Here is a 25,444-nt window from a genome sequence, read left to right on the forward strand (position 1 = left end):
ATAATCAGCTAAAAATAAGCAGGATAAGTTTTAAACAGCGCGACAGCAGACTGTTGTTATGTCCGCCGAGTCAGGTAAGCTAGGCTAAACAGTGTTGCCTAATAGGTTCGACTAAGGAGTAGAGATGAAGCAAGTGGTTTACGTGGCAAGCCCAGACAGTCAGCAGATCCATGTTTGGCAATTAGATTCCGCCGGTGCATTAACCTTATTACAAACGGTGGAGGTGCCGGGGCAAGTGCAGCCGATGACAATCAATCCAAACCAGCGCCAGTTATATGTAGGGGTGCGCCCCGATTTTGCCATTGTCAGCTACAACATCAGCGACGATGGCACATTGACCGCCGCTGGCATGGCACCACTGCCAGGCAGCCCAACGCACATTGGCACTGATTTACAAGGCCGCTTCCTGTTCTCTGCTTCATATAGCTTTAACTGTGTCAGCATTAGCCCTATTGATGAGCAGGGTGTGGTACAGGCACCTATTCAGCAATTGGATGATTTGCCTGCTCCACATTCGGCGAATATTGATCCGACCAATCAAATATTACTGGTACCTTGCCTGAAAGAAGATAAGGTGCGGTTATTTGATCTGAGCCTTGAGGGTAAACTGACCCCACACGTTCAGGCGGCGATACCGGTTGCTGCCGGTGCGGGCCCACGTCATATGGCCTTCCACCCCAATAAACACGTCGCCTATTGTGTTAACGAGCTGAATAGCTCGGTAGATGTGTATCAAATCAACAAAAACGGCCAAGAATACCAGCTAATACAGACGCTGGATGCGATGCCAACAGACTTTACCGGCACTCGTTGGGCGGCTGATATCCATATTACGCCAAATGGCCGTCATCTCTATATCAGTGACCGTACTGCCAGTCTGCTGGGTATTTTCAGTGTTTCTGACGATGGGCGTGAGATTACGTTGGTCGGGCACCAACAGACTGAAGCACAGCCACGCGGTTTTAATATCGATAACAGTGGTAACTTCCTGATCTCTTCCGGCCAGAAGTCGGATCATATTGCCGTGTATCGTATTGATCAACACAGCGGTGAGCTAACCCCCCTGAAGCGCTATGCAGTAGGGAAAGGGCCAATGTGGGTCACTATTTTGGCACCAAGAGCTTAAAAAATAATATTGCAGGGCGGGGAAATGTGTCGAAGGGGTCGTAACGGCGTAAGCCGTCGCAGCGCCCATCGGTGCAGTTGCCCCGCCAATTTGCGAACGATATTGTCCACCACTGCTTTAGTGGATATTTACTATCGCAGCTTTCACCGCATCCGTTAACCGCGTCAGTGATTGTGGCGAGATAATATAAGGCGGCATCAGGTAAATCAGTTTACCAAACGGGCGGATCCACACGCCGTGCTCGACAAATTGCCGTTGCAGGCGCGCGACGTTAACCGGCTCTTTCATTTCCACTACCCCAATTGCCCCTAATACCCGCACATCGGCTACTGCTTCATGTTCTGCAAGTAGCATTAACGCGTGTTTCAATTGGTTTTCTATGGCGGCAACCTGCTGTTGCCAGTGATTCTCAGCCAACAGACTCAAGTTTGCCGAGGCGACAGCGCAAGCCAATGGATTAGCCATAAATGTCGGGCCGTGCATAAAGCAACCCGCATCACCGTTACTGATGGTTTCTGCCACCTTACGGGTAGTTAAGGTAGCCGATAAAGTCAGGTAGCCGCCGGTCAACGCCTTACCCAAACACAGAATGTCCGGCACGATTTGCGCATGTTCGCAGGCGAAAAATTTGCCGGTGCGGCCAAAACCGGTAGCAATTTCATCGGCAATCAACAAAATCTGGTGCTGATCGCACAATGCTCTGACCTCACGCAAATAGGCGGGGTGATAGATACGCATTCCACCGGCACCTTGCACTATCGGTTCCAGAATAACTGCGGCTATCTCGCTGGAATGTGTGGCTATCATTGCAGCAAAATCAGTGATGTCTTCCGGGTTCCACGGCTCGTCGAAGCGGCATTGTGGCGCGCGGGCAAACAGATTTTCAGCTAAATACCCCTGATACAAACTGTGCATTGAATTCTGGGGATCACAAACTGACATCGCACCAAAAGTATCACCATGGTAGCCGTGGCGCAGGGTTAAAATCCGTTGCCGCCGTTCACCTTTGGCCTGCCAGTATTGCAATGCCATTTTCAATGCCACTTCAACGGCCACCGAACCCGAATCAGCGAGAAAAACACACTCTAGTGCCGAAGGGGTTAGAGCAACCAACTGTTGGCAGAGTTCCACGGCGGGCGGGTGGGTGATACCTCCAAACATCACATGGGACATTTTATCCAACTGCTGATGTGCCGCGTGGTTCAGTACCGGATGATTATAGCCGTGAATGGCCGCCCACCATGATGACATGCCATCGATCAGACGTCGGCCATCAGCCAGTTGCAGCTCAACGCCATCAGCTGCGACCACCGGATAGCAGGGAAGCGGGTCAGTCATTGAGGTGTAGGGGTGCCAGATATGACGTTGATCAAAAGCCAGGTCAGAAGGTGTCATGAGGATTGTTGTAAACCAATTCATTGCAAGAATGGTTGACAGTATATCGAGTTTATTTACACTGGCGAAACTTTTTTCTCTTCCTTGGAGAAGCCGTAATGGCAAATTATATTCGCTGGACAGTCGGGCAAGCCCAGGCCTTGTTTGAAAAACCACTGCTGGATTTATTGTTTGAAGCGCAGCAGATTCATCGTCAGCATTTTGACTCGCGTCAGGTGCAAGTCAGTACTTTGCTGTCGATTAAGACCGGTGCTTGCCCGGAAGATTGCAAATATTGCCCGCAAAGCTCGCGTTACAAAACTGGCTTGGAAAGTGAGCGCTTAATGCAGGTTGAACAAGTGCTGGCGTCAGCGAAAAAGGCCAAAGCCGCCGGCTCAACCCGTTTCTGTATGGGCGCGGCCTGGAAGAATCCCCATGAGCGTGACATGCCTTATTTGGAGAAAATGGTTGAAGGTGTCAAGGCCATGGGGATGGAAACCTGTATGACGCTTGGCTCGCTGGATAAACAGCAAGCTCACCGGTTGGCAGAGGCTGGGCTGGATTATTACAACCACAATCTTGATACCTCGCCGGAATTCTACGGCAGCATCATTACCACCCGCAGTTATCAGGAACGGCTCGATACCCTCAGTGAAGTTCGTGACGCCGGTATCAAAGTCTGTTCGGGAGGCATTGTCGGGTTAGGCGAAACTGTTCGTGACCGCGCAGGGCTACTGGTACAACTGGCGAATTTGCCCAAACCGCCTGAAAGTGTGCCGATCAATATGCTGGTAAAAGTGAAAGGCACGCCGATGGAAAATAACGACGACGTCGATGCTTTCGAGTTTATCCGCACCATCGCTATCGCACGTATCATGATGCCAACCTCTTACGTGCGTTTATCTGCCGGTCGCGAACAAATGAACGAGCAAACGCAGGCGATGTGCTTTATGGCAGGGGCTAACTCTATTTTCTACGGCTGTAAATTGCTTACCACGGCGAATCCTGAAGAAGATAAAGATCTGCAACTGTTTCGTAAATTGGGGCTGAATCCACAGCAAACCGCCACCGAGCAAGGGGATCGCGAACAGCAGCAAGTATTGACTGAGCAACTCTTGCAGCGTGACTCATTGCCTGGTGAGAGCACACAATTTTATAACGCGGCAATCTGATGAACTGGCAAAGCAAGATAGAGCAGGGGCTGCAACAGCGACGCGACGCCGCGGCCTACCGTAGCCGTCAGGTTAATGAGGGGGCGAGTGGGCGCTGGTTGCAATCAGCAGAACGGCGTTATCTCAACTTCTCCAGCAATGATTATCTGGGGTTAAGTCAGGATCCCGACGTGATTGCGGCGTGGCAGCAGGGGGCGCAACGCTATGGTGTTGGCAGTGGTGGCTCTGGCCATGTTACCGGCTATAGCCGGCCTCATGCCCAACTGGAACACCAATTGGCGGACTGGCTGGGTTATCCGCGTGCATTGTTGTTTATCTCAGGCTACGCGGCAAATCAGGCGGTGTTGGCGGCGTTAACTGCCGCCGACGACAGGATACTGGCCGATAAACTCAGCCACGCCTCTTTGCTGGAGGCGGCTGCACACTCTCCGGCTCAATTGCGGCGCTTTGTGCATAATCAGCCCGATGCGCTACAAAACCTACTCGATAAACCCTGTGCGGGCCAAACATTGGTGGTCACCGAAGGCGTTTTTAGTATGGACGGTGATAGCGCTCCACTGGCTGCTTTGCAGCAAAAAACTGTGGCGGCGGGTGGCTGGTTACTGGTGGATGATGCGCACGGAATTGGGGTGTGTGGCGAAGGTGGCCGTGGTAGTTGCTGGCAGCAAGGGGTAAAACCTGAACTGTTAGTGGTCACTTTTGGCAAGGCATTCGGCCTAAGTGGGGCGGCAGTGTTGTGTCAGGAACCGGTTGCCGAGTATCTGCTGCAATATGCCCGCCACCTGATATACAGCACCGCGATGCCGCCAGCACAGGCTTGTGCGCTGCAAGTGGCACTATTACGTATTCAGCAAGGTGACGACTTGCGACAGCAGCTTCAGCAACGTATTGCGCAATTTCGGCGTGGAGCGGCAGACTTACCGTTGCAATTAGGGGCATCTGAAACCGCTATTCAGCCACTGCTGGTGGGTGACAATCAGCAAACACTGACACTGGCGGAGCAACTACGCGCCGAGGGGTTATGGGTAACGGCGATTCGCCCTCCAACAGTCCCGCCGGGGGGCGCCAGATTGCGTATTACCCTGAGTGCTGCGCATCAATATGATGATATCGACAGATTGCTGGAGGTGCTGTATGGCGTTTGTCGCTGATAATCCACGATTACCCTTGGTTGATAAACCGGCGATTGCGGCTGCATTTAGCCGGGCTGCTGGCAGCTACGACTCAGCGGCAAGTTTGCAACGGGAAACGGGGAATACCTTATTGGCGCTGGGTTATCAGCACCCTGGTGCGTCGGTGCTGGATGCCGGGTGCGGTACTGGCTATTTCAGCCGCCGTTGGCGTGAACGAGACAGATATGTTACTGCGCTAGATTTGGCCGCCGGAATGTTGGATCACGCCCGGCGACAGCAGGCTGCGGACAGCTATTTATTGGCTGATATTGAGAATATACCGCTGCCAGATCAAAGCGTTGATATTTGTTTTAGTAATCTGGCGCTACAGTGGTGTGCTGATTTACCGCAGGCGCTAGCTGAGTTATATCGCGTCACGCGAGTTGGCGGCATCATTCTGTTTTCTACCTTGGCAAAGGGGTCTCTTGACGAGCTGGGGCAGGCGTGGCAACAGGTAGATGGCCAGCGCCATGTGAATGATTTTCTCCCCTTTCAGCATATCAGTAACGCTTGTCAGGGGTATCGCCATCACCTGACAACCGAGTTATATCAGCAACAGTTTCCTGATGTAATTGCGCTTATGCGCTCTCTGCAAGGCATTGGTGCTACGCATTTACATCAGGGGCGTCAGTCTGGGTTAAGTGGTCGCCAGCGGCTGGTGGCCCTGCAACGCGCTTATAGCACCCAATCTGGCACCTACCCGCTGAGTTACCATTTAGTTTTTGGGGTTATATATCGTGATTAAACGTTGGTTTATCACTGGCACGGATACCGATGTCGGTAAGACAGTTGCCAGTTGTGCCCTACTGCAAGCCGCAGCCCAGCAGGGCTATCGCACCGCCGGTTATAAACCGGTGGCATCCGGCAGCCAGATGACGCCTGACGGATTGCGCAACAGTGATGCTTTGGCGCTACAAGCAAACAGCAGTACGGCACTTAGTTATTCACAGGTGAATCCGCTCACATTTCTGGAGGCAACCTCGCCCCATATTGCCAGTGCCAGCGAAGGGCGTGAGATTGATTTGTCAGTTTTATCGCAAGGACTACAGCAGCTTGAGCACTCAGCAGAATGGATATTGGTCGAAGGGGCTGGCGGCTGGTTTACCCCACTGTCGCCACAGGCAACTTTTGCCGATTGGGTTTTACGAGAGCAACTGCCAGTAATTATGGTTGTTGGCATCAAATTGGGATGTATCAATCATGCTTTGTTGACCGCTTTGGCTATCCGACAAGCTGGGCTGAAACTGGTAGGGTGGATCGCTAATGAGGTGATACCTGCGGGGGGGCGACAAGTTGAGTATATGGCAACATTGACACAGATGATCAGTGCCCCGCGATTAGGTGTCGTCCCCTATCTGACGGACCTTGACGTGTATCCCATCACCCAGCGGCGTGATCTTGGTGGCTATTTGGATTTAGGACTTTTGGCTGAGGTGCCACTGAGCTGAATTTTTGACGGCGATATGACCCTAAAGGGCTAATAGACATTATTAGCCCTGAGTTTTTTGCGGAGTATGGCCGCTATCATCGGCTTTAGTTTGCATGAGGGAGAAACCACTCTGCGCCATATTAACTGGCCAAATGCGTAATAATCATCTCTTCATCCAATTGCGCCAATGTTCCTTGTGCCACATTTCGGCCATCGGCCATCAAACAGAATCGATCTGCCACATGCTGAATAAAGGGTAAACGGTGTTCAACCAAAAGTACCGTCAAACCCAGGCTACGACTGAGCTGATGTAGGATATTGCCAATATCCTCAGTCAACGGCGGTAAAATACCACTCCCCGGTTCATCAAGAATCAACAGTTCTGGCTCTGTCACCAGTGCTCTGGCAATGGCCAACTGCTGTTGTTGATTACGGGTTAGCTCCCCACCACGTTGGGTGCGTTTGTCATACAGTTGCGGGAATATATCAAAAATCCAGCCCGGAATTTGGCGCGACTTATGGCGGCCCGCCAGCACGGCTATCAGCATATTCTCCTCTACACTCAGTTGAGAGAAGATCTGCTGCCCTTGTGGTACATAGCCAATACCCAGAGCAGTACGCCCCTCAACCGGCTGCTGTAGCAAATTCTGCGGCGGTTCATGATTAGGTTGCCAGGTCATGGTGCCACTCTTAATTGGCAGATGCCCCATGATGCAATTAATTAACGTCGTTTTTCCTACGCCATTACGGCCAATCAGGCAGGTACACTGCCCACGGGGGATCTCGAGATTAATATCCCAAAGGATATGATTCTGTCCATAGTATTGATTCACAGCGGTTAAACTCAGCATCAGTGCTTCTCCTCAGTCGATCTCAGTAGTTCACAGGTGGCCCGGTGTTCTGTAACGGCTAGTGAAGGATTAACCAGCAAATCTGCATACTTGGTAGCGGCAGTACAGCATAAAACACCACACTTCTAACGGGTGGTTGTCGGTGTAAATTGAGGTGAAATGGGCGAATTGCGGCATTAAATGGCATCAACAGGCTATTTTTATCCTTAATCACCCTGCGATAGGATGATTTTTAGTCTATTAATGCGTTGCACCGCTTTAGACCATTTCCCCTTTAATCTCTCCGTTTCACAGAGATATAAAGCAACTCTTGGGCCAAGTTGCTATACAGAGAGTAAAATCTGTTTGTTAACAGGCTGTAAATGGTTTTAACGCGCAGCGTGGGGTAAAAATAGCTCAGCCTGGCGGGGGGCGAGCGTAGAGTGATGGCTAGCTTGCACTTAAGCGGTGCTTTGGTGGAGAAAATGGTGCAGTAGAAAAAGAGAGAGGTCAGAGGTCATTAGATACAGGTGTTAACTAGTGAAAATTATAGAATTAGCAAGCTACATAGTTAGCACTAATTGAAATATGCGGTGAAATAAAAATGTAAAAAAAACACTAAAAAAGCCAGTTAGTCCCCATTTATCCCCCAAGCTTTGCTTTTCGCCAACTCCCAGCCGCTGTGGGGTTGAATGAGTTATCCACCATTCCTGTGGATAACCTTGTGCATTAGCCATAGAAAACTGATGGCAAGCGAGAGCGGGCGCGGGCGCGGGCGCGGCTTGCGCTCCTGTTGTCCGCATTCTCTACTTTTTAATAATTTACTTTACTTTCAATTGGTTATTTAAAATCAAGCGCTGAAAAATCATAACTGGCGATGATGAGTGATCTTTAATCGATTAGTTATCACTAATGTGTTTATGTTAACAGTTGGGGATAAAAACGCTTTTACAGTGCAGCTGTCGTTTAGATGTCACTGTAACGAGGCAAACAATCTCCTGGTGAAAGACATTCCTACATTTTGGTGCTTGAAGCTGGTTTTATATCCAGTATCATAGAGGTGGCAAAATTCTATGGGGCTTTCATAATTAGCCTCCTGATAGTGTGTGTTTCTCCAGTGGGTAGCAAATTCATGAGTAAATTATTCAAACTACATTCTGAGTTTAAGCCAGCAGGCGACCAGCCTGAGGCCATCCGTAAACTGGAAGAAGGGCTAGAGAATGGTCTGGCTCATCAGACACTGTTGGGGGTAACGGGGTCAGGTAAAACCTTTACGATAGCCAATGTTATTGCTGATTTGAATCGCCCAACCATGGTGCTGGCACCCAATAAGACATTGGCAGCACAGCTTTATGGTGAGATGAAAGAGTTCTTTCCCGATAACGCGGTAGAGTATTTCGTCTCCTACTATGACTACTACCAGCCTGAAGCCTATGTCCCAAGCTCTGATACGTTTATTGAAAAAGATGCCTCGGTAAATGAGCATATCGAGCAAATGCGGCTATCTGCGACCAAAGCACTGCTGGAAAGGCGTGATGTTATCGTGGTGGCGTCGGTTTCTGCGATTTATGGTCTGGGTGATCCTGATTTATACCTGAAAATGATGCTGCATCTGACTAAGGGTATGATCATCGATCAGCGCTCTATTTTGCGTCGCTTATCCGAATTGCAGTACAGCCGTAATGATCAGGTATTCCAGCGCGGTACCTTCCGGGTGCGTGGTGAAGTTATCGACATCTTCCCCGCAGAATCTGATGAATGGGCGTTGCGGGTAGAGTTGTTCGATGAAGAGGTCGAACGGTTGTCCATCTTTGATCCATTGACAGGCCAGTTACAGCATGAAGTACCGCGCTTTACGGTCTATCCTAAAACGCACTACGTTACCCCGCGCGAGCGTATTTTGCAGGCCATGGAAGAGATCAAAGTCGAATTGGCCGACCGCCGTCAGGTGCTATTAGCCAATAATAAGTTGTTGGAAGAGCAACGTATTAGCCAGCGGACCCAGTTTGACCTTGAAATGATGAATGAGCTGGGCTATTGCTCCGGTATTGAAAACTATTCCCGCTACCTTTCGGGCCGTGGTCCAGGCGAAGCACCACCGACGCTATTTGACTATCTACCGGCTGACGGTCTGTTGGTGGTTGATGAATCCCACGTCACTATTCCGCAAATCGGCGGGATGTACAAAGGTGACCGCTCACGCAAAGAAACATTGGTGGAATATGGTTTCCGGCTGCCATCGGCACTGGATAACCGGCCAATGCGGTTTGAAGAGTTTGAAGCACTGGCACCACAAACTATTTATGTTTCAGCAACTCCAGGTAAATATGAGCTGGAGAAATCCGGTGGCGATATCATCGATCAGGTCGTGCGGCCGACGGGCCTGCTCGACCCATTAATTGAAGTACGGCCGGTAGCCACACAGGTTGATGACTTGCTGTCAGAGATCCGTATTCGTGCAGCGATTAACGAGCGGGTGCTGGTGACCACGCTGACCAAACGTATGGCTGAAGACCTGACCGAGTATCTTGGAGAGCATGGCGCCCGTGTTCGTTACCTGCATTCGGATATTGATACCGTTGAACGGGTAGAGATCATTCGTGATCTGCGTTTGGGTGAGTTTGATGTATTGGTGGGAATCAACTTACTGCGCGAAGGTTTGGATATGCCAGAGGTTTCTCTGGTCGCAATTCTTGATGCTGATAAAGAAGGTTTCCTGCGTTCTGAACGCTCTTTAATCCAGACCATTGGCCGTGCGGCGCGTAACCTTAATGGTAAAGCAATACTGTATGGCGACAGAATTACCGCCTCAATGGAAAAGGCTATTGGTGAAACGGAACGGCGCCGTGTCAAACAGCAAGCTTACAACGAAGAACGTGGCATCATTCCGCAAGGGTTGAACAAGAAGATTGGCGATATTCTGCAATTGGGCCAACCCTCTTCCCGTGGTAAAGGGAAAGGGCGGGGCGGCAAAGTGGCCGATCCCAATAATTATCACGCCTTGCCACCAAAAGCGCTTGATCAGAAAATCCGTGAGTTGGAGTCTAAAATGTACACCCACGCGCAAAATCTGGAGTTTGAGCAGGCAGCAGAACTGCGTGATCAAGTCCATCAGTTGCGCCAGCAATTTATCGCGATATCTTGATGCTCATCAGCCCTGCATTATGTGGGCGGTAAGCAATGGTGCGACAAATCGGGAATTTATGCTTGTCGCATCAACCTATCCTGATTAAGGTGTGCGACTAATAAAATCATCACCTAGATAGACTCAAATAACCTGGCGTTGCAGGTTGGTGGCAAACCCACAATTCAGCAGCCCCAAGTCGGAGAGTAAAAGTGCGAGATAAATAATGAGTGATCACTTGTCGAAAGATCCATTACACGGTATTACCCTTGAACAACTGCTGACCAAACTGGTTGAGCATTATGGCTGGGAGGAGTTGGCATACCGTATCAATATCAACTGTTTCATCAGCGATCCCAGCATTAAATCCAGCCTGAAGTTTTTACGCCGTACACCATGGGCTAGAACTAAAGTGGAGGCGCTGTATATCCATATGAATGACAGCGCAAGGTTGCAAGCTCAAACTCAAGCTAAGCCTCTTAGCTAGTTTGCCCCACCGAGCTGTTGCAGGGTGTTTTCCAGTGCCTGGCGCAGTAGCTCACGGTCATGGCGGTAAGGGATATCTTTTGCTTCCAGTGGCTGCTGGATAATAATCCTGTCTGTTACACCACTGATATCAATTTGTGGACTGACAATTGCCGCATCAATAATTTTGCGGCCAATCTTGCTTTCCATTATCGCCAGTTTTTCTTGCAACGATAGCGCGGCCGCCGCCACACTGAGTTCACGCCCCAGATTACCGATATAAATCATACTGGCAGAGCTGCGTCGTAAGGCCTGAGTTAAGTCATCTAGCAGTAACAAGGGCATCAGACTGGTTAAGAAACTACCTGGCCCAATCAAAATAACATCGGCCTGGCTAATTGCTTCCACGGCTTCCCGCGTGGCGTGAACGTGCGGTGACAACAACATCTCTTGTGGCATTTTTGCCAGTTGGTCGATATTCACCTCACCATAAACGGGGTGCCCTTCATGATCGATGGCCAGCAGATCGACCGGCTGCTCAGACATTGGGATGAGCCATGCCTCAACCTTCAGCAAGCTACGTACCAGATTGATTGCCTCGATAGGTCTGATGCTGAGATGGTCTAACGCTTTGAGCATTAAATTGCCCAGATTATGGCCCGAGAGTTCGCCATTACCGCTAAAACGGTATTCAAACATTGCCGAAGCCACACTCGGCTCAGTGATCAACTGATTAAGGCAATTGCGGGTATCACCCCAGGCAATCCCTCCTTCTGAACGGCGAATGCGGCCAGTCGAGCCGCCATTATCGGTGGTGGTAACAATACCTGTCAGGCGTGAACCCAGTGGCGAAAGGGCTGACATCACGCGCCCCAGGCCATGGCCTCCCCCTAAAGCAACCACTCGATCGAGATCCGCTAATGTGCGATTTCGCATATTTTTCCTGTCTAAATATTGTTGCCTGGCTCTAATAGCGTAGCTAAGGGTGAAATTGCTGCATAAGTTAACGGATTTGCCGCGAAAACGCGATAAAAGCCATTGTTTTAGTGATTTTAAACAAAGTATTAGCAACGGATTACAATAGACTGAATAACAATGAGTTTTGTTAGATAAGTCGTTGTATATAAAAATATATAACGAAAAACAGCCATTGGCTATCCTGCCGTTTTAGCGTTAGAATCTCTAGGAAAAATAGGGTTTTTAGTGACTCATCTGCCACTAAGCGCTTTACTTTTTAAACCATGGTTCGGTGGGCAGTAGGTAAACTGTCACTGAACATAAACTCCTAGCCTTGGCGTCTACGTTGTCTCGTCCGCGAACAATATGATGCTCTGGCCGTGGCTTTAAGCCGCCAGGGTGCGAGGTAGAAATGCCTGCATCTCCCGTATTTGGAAAGGTGTTATGGTACAACTCACTGACGCATTTGCGCGCAAGTTCTATTATTTGCGCCTATCAATCACCGATGTGTGCAATTTCCGTTGCACCTATTGCTTGCCGGATGGCTATCGCCCCGACGGATTAAAAAGCTTTCTGAGTCTGGACGAGATAAGCCGCGTCAGCCGCGCCTTTGCTCTGTTGGGAACAGAAAAAATTCGTCTGACGGGCGGCGAACCTTCTATGCGGCGCGACTTCACCGATATCATCGCGACTATCAAACAAAATCCGGCGATCCGCACACTGGCAGTCACCACCAATGGCTACCGTTTAGCCCGTGACGCCGCCCAATGGCGGGAGGCTGGATTGACAGCCATTAACGTCAGTGTCGATAGCCTTGACCCGCGACAATTTCATGCCATAACCGGGCAGGATAAATTTCATCAGGTCATGCAAGGCATTGATGCTGCCTTCGATGCTGGTTTTGAGAAAGTCAAAATCAATGCCGTACTGATGCGTGATGTCAATGATCGCAATCTGAATGCCTTCCTCAGTTGGATAAAATCGCGACCGATTCAACTGCGGTTTATCGAATTAATGGAAACCGGCGAGGGGGGGAAGCTGTTTCGTCAGCATCATGTCTCCGGTGGTGTCATCCGCCAGCAATTACTCCAACAAGGTTGGCAACAGCAAGCGCGGGCGCGCAGTGATGGCCCGGCGCAGGTGTTTTATCATCCGGATTATCTGGGAGAGGTCGGGCTGATTATGCCGTATGAGAAAGACTTCTGCGCCAGTTGTAACCGCTTGCGTGTTTCAGCGCTGGGAAATCTGCATTTATGCTTATTTGGCGAGCAAGGTATTACGCTACGTGACTTACTGGGCAGCGATGACCAGCAAGATGAGTTAATGGCACGCATCCAGAGTGCATTGCAAACCAAGAAACAGACCCATTTTCTGCATCAGGGCAACAGCGGTATTACCCAGAATTTATCGTTTATTGGCGGTTGATAGCGGGCAACGTTAAGAACAGAAGAGAATATATGACCCAACTAACTCACATTAACGCCGCAGGCGAAGCCCATATGGTGGATGTTTCCACTAAAGCAGAAACTGTGCGCGAAGCACGGGCAGAGGCTTTTGTTGAAATGCAGGCCGCGACGTTGGCGATGATTATCGAGGGCAGCCACCACAAAGGTGATGTCTTTGCCACTGCGCGTATTGCCGGGATTCAGGCGGCTAAAAAAACCTGGGAATTGATCCCACTGTGCCACCCACTGTTGCTGACCAAAGTTGAAGTTCAACTGGAAGCACAACCAGAACACAACCGTGTGCGTATCGAAACTTGCTGTCGCTTGACCGGTAAAACCGGCGTGGAAATGGAAGCGCTGACGGCAGCTTCCGTTGCCGCCCTGACAATTTACGATATGTGCAAAGCGGTACAAAAAGACATGATAATTGGCCCGGTGCGCCTGTTAGCAAAAAGTGGCGGGAAATCCGGTGATTTTAAGGTGAACCCATGATTCAGATTCTCTTTTTTGCTCAGGTGCGTGAACTGGTCGGAACCGACAGCCTGCAATTGGCGGCGGAATTTCCCACTGTCGAGGCACTGCGCCAATCCCTGTGCCAACGGGGCGAACGCTGGCAATTAGCCCTTGAAGAAGGCAAATTACTGACTGCAGTGAATCAATCACTGGTCAATGTTCACCATCCGCTGGTGGCGGGTGATGAAGTGGCGTTCTTCCCGCCGGTGACCGGAGGTTGATAATGGAGCATACCCGTATTCGTGTGGGCACTGAGACCTTCAGTGTGGGTGATGAGTATCACTGGTTGTCACAGTGTGATGAAGATGGCGCGGTGGTGACCTTTACCGGCAAAGTCCGTAATCACAACCTGGGTGATAGCGTCAGTGCACTGACGCTGGAACATTACCCAGGCATGACAGAAAAGGCGTTAGCTGAGATTATTGATGACGCCCGCAGCCGTTGGCCTTTACAGCGTGTTAGCGTTATTCATCGGGTAGGGCCACTGTTCCCCGGCGATGAAATCGTCTTTGTCGGGGTGACCAGTACCCATCGCAGTATGGCGTTTGATGCGGCTGAATTTATAATGGATTACCTGAAAACAAAGGCACCATTTTGGAAACGGGAAGCCACAACGGATGGCGAACGTTGGGTTGAATCACGCGACAGTGATCATCAGGCGGCCAGGCGTTGGTAAATTGAGCGTAAACCAGTGTAAAGATCACTGCTAAATGTCTATTTTTACTCCCTTGTTGACTGTACTTCTGTGGTACCCTTAAAAAGTCGGTGGGCTGTCAATTTAGATGGCCTGTATCATTATTTATATGCATAAGGTAACTACCATGGATCGCTATCCACGCTCTAATGGTTCGATTGTCGAACGTGCCAACACAGGCATTCAGGCATACATGGCGCAGGTATACGGCTGGATGACCTGTGGTCTGTTATTAACGGCGGTTGTCGCTTGGTACGCAGCGAATACCCCTGCGATACTCAACTTTATATTTTCCAGTCAGATCACCTTTTTCGGGCTGATTATTGTTCAGTTAGGTCTGGTATTTGTTATTTCTGGCATGGTTAACCGCCTGAGTGGCTCGATGGCTACCTCGCTGTTTATGCTCTATTCCGCATTAACCGGCTTGACGATATCCAGCATTTTCATCATGTACACCAGCTCTTCTATCGCCAGCACATTCTTGATTGCTGCCGGTATGTTTGGTGCCATGAGTTTCTACGGCTATACCACCAAGCGTGATTTGAGTGGTATGGGCAGCATGCTGTTTATGGGCCTGATCGGTATCGTGTTGGCATCGATTGTTAACATCTGGCTGAAAAGCACGGCGCTAATGTGGGCAGTGACCTACATCGGGGTGTTAGTGTTTGTTGGTTTGACTGCTTATGATACCCAGAAGTTGAAAAACATGGGCTCACAGTTGGATGCCAATGATAAAGATAACTTCCGCAAGTATTCCATCGTGGGTGCTTTGACGCTGTATCTTGATTTCATTAACTTGTTCTTGATGTTACTGCGGATTTTCGGCAACCGCCGTTAAGCTGGCTGATTCAGGGCTGCGACGCGGCAAACTTGCTCGCCGTACGCTGCTCGAAATGCTCATTGACCGATGTCAACTGCGCTTTCTGCGCTACGGGCGTCGGTCAATTTTTTGGTCTCGCAACTTGCTCGTTGTATAGGTTGATCAAAATTTTAAAGGACACCCCTGTGGTGTCCTTTTTGCTTTTTGGTGAATGCAGGTAAGTCTTGCTACCGTTTAATGTCGCTATGCAATTTTCCGCCTAAACATCCCATAGGCGGCACTCCCCGTGGTGGCGGTTATCACGAGTAACGGCCACAAACTGTGCCAGATAATATCGAAACTGGCATCCTTGAGGTAAATCTGTTTGGTGATATCTGTAAAGTGGCGGATAGGGTTGATCCACGTAATATTTTGCAGCCAGATAGGCATATTCTCGACCGGCGAGACATAACCGGACAGCAAGATAGCGGGCATCATAAAAACAAACACGCCAATAAAAGCCTGCTGCTGAGTGGAACATAACGAGGAAATCAGCAAACCGAAGCCAACGAGCGACAAGCCGTAGAGCAGCATGGTGCCATAAAACAGTGCCAACGAACCAGCAAACGGAATTTGGTAAAAAAAGATACCGATAAACAAGACGATACTTGCCTGGAAAGTCGCGACAATCAGTGCCGGGACAGCTTTACCAATAAAAATCTGCCAGGTGGTTAGCGGTGAAACTAACAACTGCTCGAGTGTCCCTTGCTCCCGCTCACGAGCCACCGACAGTGATGTCACAATAAGCACCCCGATAGTCGTAATCATCGCAATCAATGATGGCACCACGAACCATTTGTAGTTCAGATTCGGGTTATACCAATTGCGGATGACCAACTCGCTGTTGTTGGGCTTTATCTGGCCTTGGGTTAATTCTAATTGATAATTTTGTACGATTTGCTGAATGTAATTGGCGGCAATTTGCGCGCTGTTGGAGTTACGCCCATCCAGCAATAATTGCAACTGAGTGGTTTTGCCATTAGCCAGGTCAGCACTGAATTGCTCTGGGAAACGTATCAAAAGCAGTGCTCGCTGGTTATCAATCACTGGCTGAATTTCTTGCGGGCTGTGGAGCAGTAAGACATGAGAAAAAGCCTCTGCTTTGGCAAAGCGTTGGGTCAGCTCTACAGATGCTTTCCCGCTGTCTTCGCTATAAATAGCAATGGTGGCATTGGTCACTTCCAATGTAGCGGCGAATGGGAACAAAATGACTTGTAATATGACCGGCATAATTAATATTGCACGTGTCTGTGGTTCCCGCAGCAGTGACTGCAACTCTTTGATAATCAATGTGTAGAGGCGGTGAAACATATCTTGCTTCCTTCCTTTAATCTAATCGGCGCCTAATCTAATCGACGATTAGTTTTCCATGCCGTCAGGCCGATAAATACGGCTGCTGAGGCGACCAGGAACAACAGGTTAATCACCAGCACGGTGCCGATATTCCCCGCCAGAAACAGGGTTTGCAGACTGCTGACAAAATAACGGGCCGGAATGATATAGGTTACGGCGCGCACGATAGCGGGCATGCTGTCAATTTCGAAAATGAAGCCAGACAGCATCACAGCCGGCAGGAATGCGGCATTCAAGGCCACCATTGCGGCGTTAAATTGATTGCGGGTAATGGTCGAAATTAGCAATCCCATACCCAGAGTGCTGGCCAAAAATAGGCTGGTCATAACAAATAGTATCCACAATGAGCCACGGAAAGGCACATCAAGGATAAATACCGACACCGCCATGCAGAGTGTCATGGCTATCATGCCCAGGACGTAATAGGGGATCAGTTTCGACAACAGCAACTCGCTGCGCGTGACCTGGGTCGACAGCAGCGCTTCCATGGTTCCGCGCTCCCATTCACGGGCGATCACCAGCGAGGTTAGAATCGCGCCGATAACCGTCATAATAATGGTAATGGCTCCGGGAATAATAAAATGTCGGCTGATGGCGGCAGGGTTAAACCAATAACGGACCTGAATCTCAATCAGAGGATCGTTTTTTTGCCCTAGGTTTTGCGCCTGTTGTTGTTGCCAGATTTGCCACACCCCTTGTGCGTAGCCTTGCACAAAGTTGGCGGTATTGGGTTCACTGCCATCAGTAATCACCTGAATGGGGGCTTTACTTTCGGGGCGCGCAAGCTGCTGCGCAAAATCATTGGGGATCACAATTAGCCCACGAATCTTTCCGGCTTGCATCGCCTGAATTAGCGCCTGGCGATTATCACTGATTTGCGGTGAAATATAAGGTGAACTGGCGAAGGCGTTAGCCAGATCCTGAGCCGGTTTGCTCTGTTGCTCCATTAAAATGCCGACGTGCAGTTTGCTGGAGTCCAGATTGATGCCATAGCCAAAGATAAACAGCAGCAACAGCGGGATGACGAATGCGATCAATCCACTGCTCGGGTCACGCAGTATTTGCCGGGTCTCTTTACGGCATAAAGCCCGTAGGCGACGCCAGGAAAACCCCGTGTCCTGATAAGTTTCGCTCTCATTTACCGACGATTTATCCACTGGCAATAGATGTGGCTCGGTCATGACTGTTGCTCCTTATCATTTTGCTGATCATAGCGCTGCACCAGCCCAATAAAGGCCTCTTCCATGGAGGGATTAAGATTATTATCACTGGCAACCTGTTGTTTTAACTCATCCGGTGTGCCGGCTGCGATAATTTTGCCACGGTAAACCAGCCCGATACGATCACAGTATTCCGCTTCATCCATAAAGTGGGTGGTAACCATGACGGTGACACCTTTATCTACCATCCCATTGATATGCAACCAAAACTCACGGCGGGTGAGGGGGTCGACACCGGACGTTGGTTCATCCAGGAACAGAATGTCTGGTTCATGCATTAACGCGCAGGCCAATGCTAAACGCTGTTTAAACCCCAGAGGCAGTGAGTCCGGGGTTTGTTTGAGGATTGGGGTAAAGTTAAAGGCTGAGGTCATGTCAGCTATTTTATCGCGTTGTGTTTTGCCTTGCAGACCATAAACGCCGGAGAAAAACTTCAGGTTTTGTTCAACGGTCAGATTGCCATACAACGAGAATTTCTGCGCCATATAGCCCAAATGTTGTCGTGCTTTACCTGAACTGGTTTTCAGATCCATTCCCAGTACCAATGCTTTGCCTGAGCTGGGGACTAACAAACCGCACATCATTTTAAAGGTAGTGGATTTACCCGCCCCATTCGGACCGAGTAGACCAAATATCTCACCGCGTTTGACCTGAAAATTTACATGATCGGTAGCAGCAAAATCGCCAAATTTTTTGGTTAACTCTTGGGCTTCAATCACGGTCTCCTGATGGCTACCTGCGACTTTGGGCATGATCTTCGCCAACGCGGACTCACTGGCGGGGCCGCCCCCCAACAGGTCGATAAAGGCATCCTCAAAGCGCGGTTCTGCTTCAGTTATCTCGGCATTCGGTTGATTGAGTAGTGGCAATAGTTGGCTGTGATCCACGTCGGGTTTGAGGATTAACCGCACATACTTCCCCTGGATAACCCCATCACTCACTTGGGGCAATGCCAGCGCATGTTGTAACAGTTTACGGTTGGTCCCGGTTTGCGCTGCCAGCAAAATTGTGCGCCCACTCATCCGTTGTGTCAGGCTTTGAGGTGCACCGCTGTACAGCAACTTCCCTTCATTTAGCAACAACACTTCGCGGCATTGCTCTGCTTCATCCAGATATGATGTGCTCCACAGGATAAGCATGCCATCGCTCGCTAACTCATGCACCATGCGCCATAGCTCGCGGCGTGAAATCGGGTCAACGCCGACACCCGGCTCATCGAGCAACAGTACTTTGGGCTGACCGACCAGAGTACAGGCCAAGCCCAGTTTTTGCTTCATCCCGCCGGACAGTTTTCCCGCCAGCCGGTCAGTAAAGCGGGTTAAATCGGTAAACGTCAGCAGGCGCTCAAATATTTGGCGGCGAAGCTCACCGGTAACCCCGCGTAGATCGGCATACAGCGTCAGGTTCTCCATCACCGTGAGATCTTCATATAAACCAAACTTTTGTGGCATATATCCGAGAATAGAATGTAACTGGCGATCGTTTTCTAACGGGTCCAGCCCGACCACCGTCATCTTGCCTTGACTGGGTTTGAGTAATCCGGCGAGCATACGGAGTAGGGTGGTTTTACCGGCCCCGTCCGGCCCAACCAAACCAGTGACTGCACCACTGCGGATCTCTGTCGTCAGGCTGGCGACGGCGGGGTTATCCAGTCCGGGGAAGCGTTTTTCAACACCCTCCAAAGTAATAAGATGCTGGATTCCATTCATAGCTCATGCCGCCTTAAGGTTGTGCGAAACGAACGGTGACGGGCATACCTTGTCGTAACGATTCATCGGGATCAGTGATAATGATACGTAAGCGATAAACCAGATCGGTACGCAGCTCAGGCGTTTCGACACTTTTAGGGGTAAATTCCGCCGTGGGTGATACGAAACCTATTTTGCCGTGATATGGCTTGTCCGGGCGGCCATCGGTAAATACGTCGACTTCGGTACCGGGAATGGCCTGATTCAAGTGGGGCTCACTGACGTAGGCCCGTACCCATACCGGATCGGTCAGTGACAGGGTAAATACGGTGTTACTGGCGGATAAAATGGTCCCCGGCTCAACCGCGCGAGTGAGTACGGTACCCGCTGATGGCGCGAGCAGGGTAGTGTCTTGCAGGTTGAGTTGAGCTTGAGCCAGTTCAGCTTCACTTTGGGCCAGATTTGCTTCGGCTTGCGCAATTTCCTGTGGCCGGTTACCACTCAAATATTGTGCGAGCTTATCTTTGGAGGCTTGCAGATTAGCCTGTGCTTGATTACGAGCAGTTCGAGCATTCTCTAGCTCGTTGGCCGAGGTGGCTTTACTTGCCCACAACCCTTGTTGACGTTTTAGGAAGCTATCGGCATAGCCAAATGCCGCTTCTCGCTGAGCAACTTCAGATTTTACCTGTGCTATCTCCTCGTCACGGTATCCTGCCTTCAATAAAGCCAACTGTGCTTGCGCGCTTTGAACATTGGCTTGCGCTTGTTTGAGTGCATTGAGATAAGGGCCGTCATCCAGTTTCCCCAGAACTTCCCCTGGCTGGATTTTATCCCCTTCATCGACAGCCAGAGACGCCAGCCGACCACCGACTCGAAAGCCTAAATTCACTGTGCGAATATCCACATTGCCGTACAGCGTCAATGATGCGTCGTGTTGTTGACGGTAGTAGTTCCAGCCATAACCTATCGCCGCCAGTAGGGCAACAATAACGACGGCCACTATAATCTTCTTGCGATTCATAATGCTCCCTATCGACCATGTCTATAGCTACAATTTTATAACGACCCCTTCAATACGCTCACCGTACTGATTTGTCCCGCAATCCGTAAAGCAGCAGGTCAATGTGTTCGATAAGTACCTGATTGATCATTTCACTTTCAGCCTCACCAATATCCAACCAACCGGCCTGGCGGCGGATAGTCTCGCGCCCCATGCGAAAGGCCAACACTTCACCAATCAAGGCATGGGTATGAAGAATCGTTTTGGTTGCACTGGCATCAGCACCAATAAATGCGGCCAGCAGCAGATTGAGTTTTTGGTGTAATGGCGCAATAGCCTGCACATGAATCAGTGGGTAAGCATCGCTCGGGGAGAGTTGCTCACGCGCCATGATTTTGCTCATATTCAACGTTTCTGGCTGGGTCATTAGATGGCTGAATTCCAGTAACCCACGGCGAATAAAATGCAACTGTTGCTCGGCGATTTGTGCGTGAATCGGTTGTTGGAGAAACTGGTCAATCTCTTGTGCCAGCGGTGAGAAGGTCTGCTGAATGAAATCCGCTATTTGTTGCGCGACCGCCAGATACAACCCTTCTTTAGAGTTGAAATAGTAGGTGATGGCCGCAATGTTCTGTCCTGCCCGTTGGGCGATATCCCGAGTTGTTGCCCCTTTCAGGCCTAACTCACCAAATAATTCGGTAGCCGCCTGAATCAATTGTTGGCGGGCTTGCTCACCACGACTGGTAACGGGCGTGGATAATATTAAGGAATGAGGTGTGGAATGAGACATCGTCACCATACTTAATAAATTGAAATTAGTTAAATGCTAAGAGGTAGTCGAACAATTAATCAATCATATGATTAACTTTAGGTCGTCCCAAAGAATATGTAAAGTTAGCGCGGATAAAAGCCTGGTTTTTGCGATCGGGGATGGATAAATGACAAGTAATAAATCAATTCTCTTGATGTTTGCGCTAATAAAAATCTTAAGAAATGTGTAAATATCCCTTTTCTTGCTAAAGATCTGCTACAATCAGCCGCAATGGTGCACTGCAGTTTGTGCCAATCCTCGTGGTAATGCCTCAATTCATGCCTCGTCTGATAATCTTCCCTTGAAACTGCACCTGACGATATCGTTGGGATTGGGAAGATCTGGAGCTTCTTGTAATATGTCATTTGATTCTCTCGGCCTAAACGCCGACATCCTGCGTGCTGTTGAAGAGCAGGGCTACCTTGTGCCGACACCGATTCAACGTCAGGCAATCCCTGTGGTACTGGAAGGCCGTGATTTAATGGCCAGTGCGCAAACGGGTACCGGTAAAACCGCTGGTTTCACCTTGCCATTGCTGCAACTGCTTAGTCAGGATCAACAGCCAATTAAAGGCCGTCGCCCGGTACGTGCGTTGATCTTAACGCCTACCCGTGAGCTGGCTGCGCAGATTGACGAAAACGTACAGAGTTACAGTAAATATCTGAAGCTACGTTCGCTGGTGGTATTTGGCGGCGTTAGCATTAACCCCCAGATGATGAAACTGCGTGGTGGTGTTGATATTTTAGTCGCGACGCCTGGCCGTTTACTGGATCTGGAACATCAGAACGCAGTAGATTTGTCCAAGATCGAAATTTTGGTATTGGACGAAGCTGACCGCATGCTGGATATGGGCTTTATTCACGATATCCGTCGCGTATTAGCCAAACTGCCCTCTAAGCGCCAGAACTTGCTGTTCTCCGCCACCTTCTCAGATGAAATTAAAGGTCTGGCGAGCAAGCTGTTGAACAACCCGGCTTCCGTTGAAGTAGCGCGCCGCAATACAGCTTCTGAACAAATTGCGCAAAGTGTTCATTTTGTGGATAAAAACCGTAAACGTGAATTATTGTCTCAGATGATTGGTGAGGGCAACTGGCAGCAAGTGTTGGTGTTTAACCGCACTAAGCATGGTGCTAACCATTTGGCTGAACAACTGAATAAAGACGGCATTACCTCCGCGGCAATTCACGGTAATAAGAGTCAGGGCGCGCGTACTCGTGCATTGGCTGATTTTAAAGACGGTAAAATCCGGGTTCTGGTAGCCACTGATATTGCTGCCCGTGGTCTGGACATTGATCAGTTACCCCATGTGGTTAACTATGAATTACCTAACGTACCAGAAGATTACGTGCACCGTATTGGTCGTACGGGCCGCGCGGAACGCACAGGTGAAGCGATTTCACTGGTTTGCGTTGATGAGCATAAACTGTTGCGTGATATTGAGCGTTTACTGAAGCGTGAAATTCCGCGCATCGCGCTGGATGGCTATGAGCCGGACCCAAGCATCAAAGCTGATCCGATTCAAAATGGTCGCCAGGGCCGTGGCGCACAACGTCCAGGAATGGGGCGTGGTAGCAGCGCAGGCCGTCCACAGAATGGTGGTGGTGCAGCCGGTCGCGGCGATAGCCGTAACAGTCGCCCACGTAGCCAGGCTGATGGTCAACGTCGCCCTGCTGGCCCTTCTTCACGTGGCCGTAGCAGTAAACCAGGCGAATAAGCGGTAATCCCTTTCGCTGATCAAACCGCTTCTTTGAGGCGGTTTTTTTTCATCTGAATTGGCGTTCCTGCTGGGTTATTCCTTGTTTTACACCTCAATTCCCCCGTATCATTGCCGGTCTTTTTTACGTTTATACTGGGCGAGTGCGGATAATGGATCAGGGTAATTAGCATGCGGGTATTATTGGCGCCGATGGAAGGGGTATTAGATTCACTGGTGCGCGAACTCCTCAGCGAAGTGAACGATTATGACCTTTGTATCACTGAGTTTTTACGGGTGGTCGATCAACTTTTGCCAGCAAAATCCTTCTATCGTCTCTGCCCTGAATTACATCATCAAAGCCGTACTCCCTCCGGCACCTTAGTTCGTATTCAATTATTGGGTCAATATCCCGAGTGGCTGGCGGAAAACGCGGCTCGCGCGGTAGAACTTGGCTCATACGGTGTCGATCTCAATTGTGGGTGTCCTTCAAAGTTGGTGAATGGCAGTGGCGGTGGTGCCACATTGCTGAAAGATCCTGAATTGATTTATCAGGGAGCCAAAGCGATGCGTGAAGCCGTGCCTGCGCATTTGCCAGTCACAGTCAAAATTCGTTTGGGCTGGGATTCTGGCGCTCGTCAGTTTGAAATCGCAGACGCAGTGCAACAAGCGGGCGCGACTGAACTGGCAGTACATGGCCGCACCAAAGAAGATGGTTATCAAGCCGAACGAATTAATTGGCAAGCGATTGGCGAAATACGCCAGCGGCTGACTATCCCCGTGATTGCCAATGGTGAGATCTGGGATTACCAGAGCGCGCAGGAGTGCATGAAGGTGACGGGCTGTGATGCCGTGATGCTAGGGCGCGGGGCATTAAATGTACCGAATCTGAGCCGGGTGGTGAAGTATAACGAACCGCATATGGCTTGGTCTGAAGTGGTAAAACTGCTGCAAAAATATGTGCAGTTGGAAAAGCAGGGCGATACCGGCCTGTATCATGTTGCCCGCATCAAACAGTGGTTGGGTTATTTACGTAAAGAATATGCTGAAGCAACAGATTTATTCAGTGAAATCCGTGCGTTAAAAAACTCAAAAGATATTGCGTTGGCTATTCTGCGGGTATGAATTTTCTATTACTTATATATTAGCCATATAAATCCTAACCCTAAATATAGCTTAAACAAGAATAGTTATTCTTTTGATTTGTTTTAAGTATCGCGTTTATAGTGTGCCTGCATTTTAAATGCAGTATCTCGTTAGGCGAGGCTCCTATACAAACACAGGTTACTGATCTGACGACGTCCAGAGACGCCCAAGGTTAGGACAGGTTATATCGGATTAAGGTATAACCCAAAGTAACTTCTGAGAAATCAGATACGTTGTATAGTGCTAAAACTTAGACACGGAGATAGCCATTGAGCACTCTCTAATCTGGTTACGCCCCTATGTGAGGACTGTTTAGTTAATTTATAACAGTAATAGGGTCATTTATGAGTTCACATTTCGATTTAGCAATACCAAAGCAATCCAATCAAGGCGAGGATAAAGAGTCCACCTTAGGTGCCTATATGAGCGATACTTATATTACGGTATCGGCTGATATGTCAGTCACTGAGGCTAAAGCCTATTTCTTGCAGAATATCTCAGATAGTGAAATACCAACGCAATTGTTGGTAACAAATGGCAATCGGCATTTGGTCGGCTTACTCTCGGTTAAAAATCTACTGACGGAAGAACAGCCTGATATAAAAGTATTTCAAATTATCAATCAGAGTTATTTCTCGGTATCTCCAGAGCAGGATCGTCATGAGGCGGCAAGTTTACTGGCAAAAAGCGGCCTGGATATTGTTCCGGTATTAAGCCACGGAAAATTAGTGGGGGTATTACGGGCGAAAGATATTGCCGAATTGATCGAAGATGAAAATACTGAGGATGCCCAACGGCAAGGAGCCAGTTTGCCTCTCGACGAGCCTTACTTGCAAACTAGTCCGATAACATTATGGCGTAAACGCGTTATATGGTTATTACTGTTATTTGTGGCAGAAGCTTATACCGGAACAGTATTGAAAGCGTTTGAAGAGCAATTGGAAGCCGCTATCGCGCTGGCTTTCTTTATTCCATTACTGATTGGAACCGGTGGTAACAGTGGTACGCAAATTACCTCGACTCTGGTACGGGCCATGGCTTTGGGGGAGGTGAGTCTGCGCAATGTGGGGGCGGTATTGCGTAAAGAGGTCTCTACTTCTCTGATGGTGGCAACGACGATTGGGCTGGCGGCCTGGATCCGCGCTTGGTTCCTGGGCGTAGGGATGGAAGTCACCATTGTGGTGAGCTTAACTGTTGTTGCTATCACCGTGTGGAGTGCCATTGTCTCTTCTATTATTCCGATGGTATTAAAACGGATGTCAATTGATCCTGCGGTGGTCTCCGCACCTTTTATTGCTACCTTTATTGATGGTACCGGCCTGATTATTTACTTTGAAATCGCACAATTAGTGATGAGTGATTTGGTATAACGC

23 protein-coding genes and 2 riboswitches are annotated in these 25,444 nt (G+C 49.5%); of the genes, 15 read left to right on the plus strand and 8 right to left on the minus strand.

Annotated elements, in window-relative coordinates; translation table 11 throughout:
- Positions 1-124: 124 nt before the first annotated feature.
- Positions 125-1,126 (plus strand): 6-phosphogluconolactonase, encoded by a 1,002-nt coding sequence (gene pgl, locus ACWJJO_RS07365; RefSeq protein WP_083159540.1) that lies wholly within the window; start codon positions 125-127, stop codon positions 1,124-1,126.
- A gap of 117 nt (positions 1,127-1,243) precedes the next feature.
- Here pgl and bioA read toward each other — a convergent pair whose 3' ends face one another.
- Complete coding sequence (bioA, locus tag ACWJJO_RS07370; RefSeq protein ID WP_442848875.1) at positions 1,244-2,521, minus strand: adenosylmethionine--8-amino-7-oxononanoate transaminase; 1,278 nt, start codon at positions 2,519-2,521, stop codon at positions 1,244-1,246.
- Positions 2,522-2,619: 98 nt separating this feature from the next.
- Here bioA and bioB point away from each other — a divergent pair, with 98 nt between their 5' ends.
- From bioB to bioD, 4 genes are read left to right on the plus strand one after another with little or no spacing between them, the layout of a single operon-like run.
- The gene (bioB, locus tag ACWJJO_RS07375; protein WP_083159536.1) at positions 2,620-3,672 is read left to right on the plus strand and encodes a biotin synthase BioB; all 1,053 of its coding nucleotides are present in this window, start codon (positions 2,620-2,622) and stop codon (positions 3,670-3,672) included.
- Positions 3,672-4,823, plus strand: a complete 1,152-nt coding sequence (gene bioF / locus ACWJJO_RS07380; RefSeq protein ID WP_372568876.1) for an 8-amino-7-oxononanoate synthase — start codon at positions 3,672-3,674, stop codon at positions 4,821-4,823. The genes bioB and bioF overlap by 1 nt, the downstream gene beginning before the upstream one ends.
- On the plus strand, positions 4,807-5,589 hold the full coding sequence (gene bioC, locus ACWJJO_RS07385; RefSeq protein ID WP_372568877.1) for a malonyl-ACP O-methyltransferase BioC: 783 nt from the start codon (positions 4,807-4,809) through the stop codon (positions 5,587-5,589). Before bioF ends, bioC begins: the two co-directional genes overlap by 17 nt.
- Positions 5,582-6,292, plus strand: a complete 711-nt coding sequence (gene bioD / locus ACWJJO_RS07390) for a dethiobiotin synthase (RefSeq protein WP_102970446.1) — start codon at positions 5,582-5,584, stop codon at positions 6,290-6,292. The genes bioC and bioD overlap by 8 nt, the downstream gene beginning before the upstream one ends.
- A gap of 121 nt (positions 6,293-6,413) precedes the next feature.
- Here the strand turns inward: bioD and ACWJJO_RS07395 are convergent, their stop codons facing one another.
- Positions 6,414-7,124, minus strand: coding sequence for an ABC transporter ATP-binding protein (locus ACWJJO_RS07395; protein ID WP_083159528.1), 711 nt, complete (start codon positions 7,122-7,124; stop codon positions 6,414-6,416).
- A gap of 1,111 nt (positions 7,125-8,235) precedes the next feature.
- Between ACWJJO_RS07395 and uvrB the strand changes: the two genes are divergently transcribed.
- Both uvrB and ACWJJO_RS07405 read left to right on the plus strand, forming a co-directional pair.
- On the plus strand, positions 8,236-10,248 hold the full coding sequence (gene uvrB / locus ACWJJO_RS07400) for an excinuclease ABC subunit UvrB (protein WP_050087533.1): 2,013 nt from the start codon (positions 8,236-8,238) through the stop codon (positions 10,246-10,248).
- Positions 10,249-10,453: 205 nt separating this feature from the next.
- On the plus strand, positions 10,454-10,714 hold the full coding sequence (locus ACWJJO_RS07405) for a VF530 family protein (protein WP_083159526.1): 261 nt from the start codon (positions 10,454-10,456) through the stop codon (positions 10,712-10,714).
- On the opposite strand, the gene ACWJJO_RS07410 is transcribed toward ACWJJO_RS07405, so the two are convergent.
- Complete coding sequence (locus ACWJJO_RS07410) at positions 10,711-11,628, minus strand: gluconeogenesis factor YvcK family protein (RefSeq protein ID WP_083159524.1); 918 nt, start codon at positions 11,626-11,628, stop codon at positions 10,711-10,713. The genes ACWJJO_RS07405 and ACWJJO_RS07410 overlap by 4 nt on opposite strands.
- A 334-nt stretch (positions 11,629-11,962) precedes the next feature.
- Positions 11,963-12,107: riboswitch (molybdenum cofactor riboswitch) on the plus strand.
- Between ACWJJO_RS07410 and moaA the strand changes: the two genes are divergently transcribed.
- From moaA to ACWJJO_RS07435, 5 genes are all read left to right on the plus strand, one after another.
- Positions 12,094-13,074: a GTP 3',8-cyclase MoaA gene (moaA, locus tag ACWJJO_RS07415; RefSeq protein WP_102970445.1), complete on the plus strand. Its 981-nt coding sequence runs from the start codon at positions 12,094-12,096 to the stop codon at positions 13,072-13,074. Its footprint overlaps the riboswitch before it by 14 nt.
- Before the next feature lie 32 nt (positions 13,075-13,106).
- A complete protein-coding gene (gene moaC, locus ACWJJO_RS07420; RefSeq protein ID WP_372558386.1) occupies positions 13,107-13,586 on the plus strand; it encodes a cyclic pyranopterin monophosphate synthase MoaC in 480 nt (159 codons plus the stop codon).
- Positions 13,583-13,828 (plus strand): molybdopterin synthase sulfur carrier subunit, encoded by a 246-nt coding sequence (gene moaD / locus ACWJJO_RS07425; RefSeq protein ID WP_032907188.1) that lies wholly within the window; start codon positions 13,583-13,585, stop codon positions 13,826-13,828. The genes moaC and moaD overlap by 4 nt, the downstream gene beginning before the upstream one ends.
- Positions 13,829-13,830: 2 nt before the next feature.
- Entirely contained in the window at positions 13,831-14,283 is a 453-nt protein-coding gene (gene moaE, locus ACWJJO_RS07430; protein ID WP_193784695.1) for a molybdopterin synthase catalytic subunit MoaE, read from the plus strand.
- Positions 14,284-14,428: 145 nt separating this feature from the next.
- On the plus strand, positions 14,429-15,139 hold the full coding sequence (locus ACWJJO_RS07435; protein ID WP_083159520.1) for a Bax inhibitor-1/YccA family protein: 711 nt from the start codon (positions 14,429-14,431) through the stop codon (positions 15,137-15,139).
- Positions 15,140-15,364: 225 nt separating this feature from the next.
- Here the strand turns inward: ACWJJO_RS07435 and ACWJJO_RS07440 are convergent, their stop codons facing one another.
- The 5 genes from ACWJJO_RS07440 to ACWJJO_RS07460 are packed head-to-tail and all read right to left on the minus strand — an operon-like array spanning position 15,365 to position 21,211.
- Positions 15,365-16,471 (minus strand): ABC transporter permease, encoded by a 1,107-nt coding sequence (locus tag ACWJJO_RS07440; RefSeq protein ID WP_083159518.1) that lies wholly within the window; start codon positions 16,469-16,471, stop codon positions 15,365-15,367.
- A gap of 32 nt (positions 16,472-16,503) precedes the next feature.
- Positions 16,504-17,694 (minus strand): ABC transporter permease, encoded by a 1,191-nt coding sequence (locus tag ACWJJO_RS07445; RefSeq protein WP_083159516.1) that lies wholly within the window; start codon positions 17,692-17,694, stop codon positions 16,504-16,506.
- Positions 17,691-19,442 (minus strand): ATP-binding cassette domain-containing protein, encoded by a 1,752-nt coding sequence (locus ACWJJO_RS07450; RefSeq protein ID WP_481090870.1) that lies wholly within the window; start codon positions 19,440-19,442, stop codon positions 17,691-17,693. The genes ACWJJO_RS07445 and ACWJJO_RS07450 overlap by 4 nt, the downstream gene beginning before the upstream one ends.
- Before the next feature lie 13 nt (positions 19,443-19,455).
- The gene (gene hlyD, locus ACWJJO_RS07455) at positions 19,456-20,442 is read right to left on the minus strand and encodes a secretion protein HlyD (RefSeq protein ID WP_083159512.1); all 987 of its coding nucleotides are present in this window, start codon (positions 20,440-20,442) and stop codon (positions 19,456-19,458) included.
- 58 nt (positions 20,443-20,500) lie between these two features.
- A complete protein-coding gene (locus ACWJJO_RS07460) occupies positions 20,501-21,211 on the minus strand; it encodes a transcriptional regulator (RefSeq protein WP_083159510.1) in 711 nt (236 codons plus the stop codon).
- Between the two features lie 379 nt (positions 21,212-21,590).
- On the opposite strand from ACWJJO_RS07460, the gene rhlE reads away from it, so the two are divergent.
- From rhlE to mgtE, 3 genes are all read left to right on the plus strand, one after another.
- On the plus strand, positions 21,591-22,946 hold the full coding sequence (rhlE, locus tag ACWJJO_RS07465) for an ATP-dependent RNA helicase RhlE (protein ID WP_083159508.1): 1,356 nt from the start codon (positions 21,591-21,593) through the stop codon (positions 22,944-22,946).
- 171 nt (positions 22,947-23,117) lie between these two features.
- Positions 23,118-24,050 carry a tRNA dihydrouridine(16) synthase DusC gene (gene dusC / locus ACWJJO_RS07470; protein ID WP_083159506.1) on the plus strand — a complete coding sequence of 311 codons (933 nt, stop codon included), beginning with the start codon at positions 23,118-23,120 and terminating at the stop codon, positions 24,048-24,050.
- A gap of 120 nt (positions 24,051-24,170) precedes the next feature.
- Positions 24,171-24,340, plus strand: a riboswitch (M-box (ykoK) riboswitch).
- A 75-nt stretch (positions 24,341-24,415) separates the two neighbouring features.
- Positions 24,416-25,441, plus strand: coding sequence for a magnesium transporter (gene mgtE, locus ACWJJO_RS07475; protein ID WP_083159504.1), 1,026 nt, complete (start codon positions 24,416-24,418; stop codon positions 25,439-25,441).
- The last annotated feature ends 3 nt before the right edge of the window (positions 25,442-25,444 follow it).

It is taken from the genome of Yersinia antarctica (assembly GCF_056636475.1).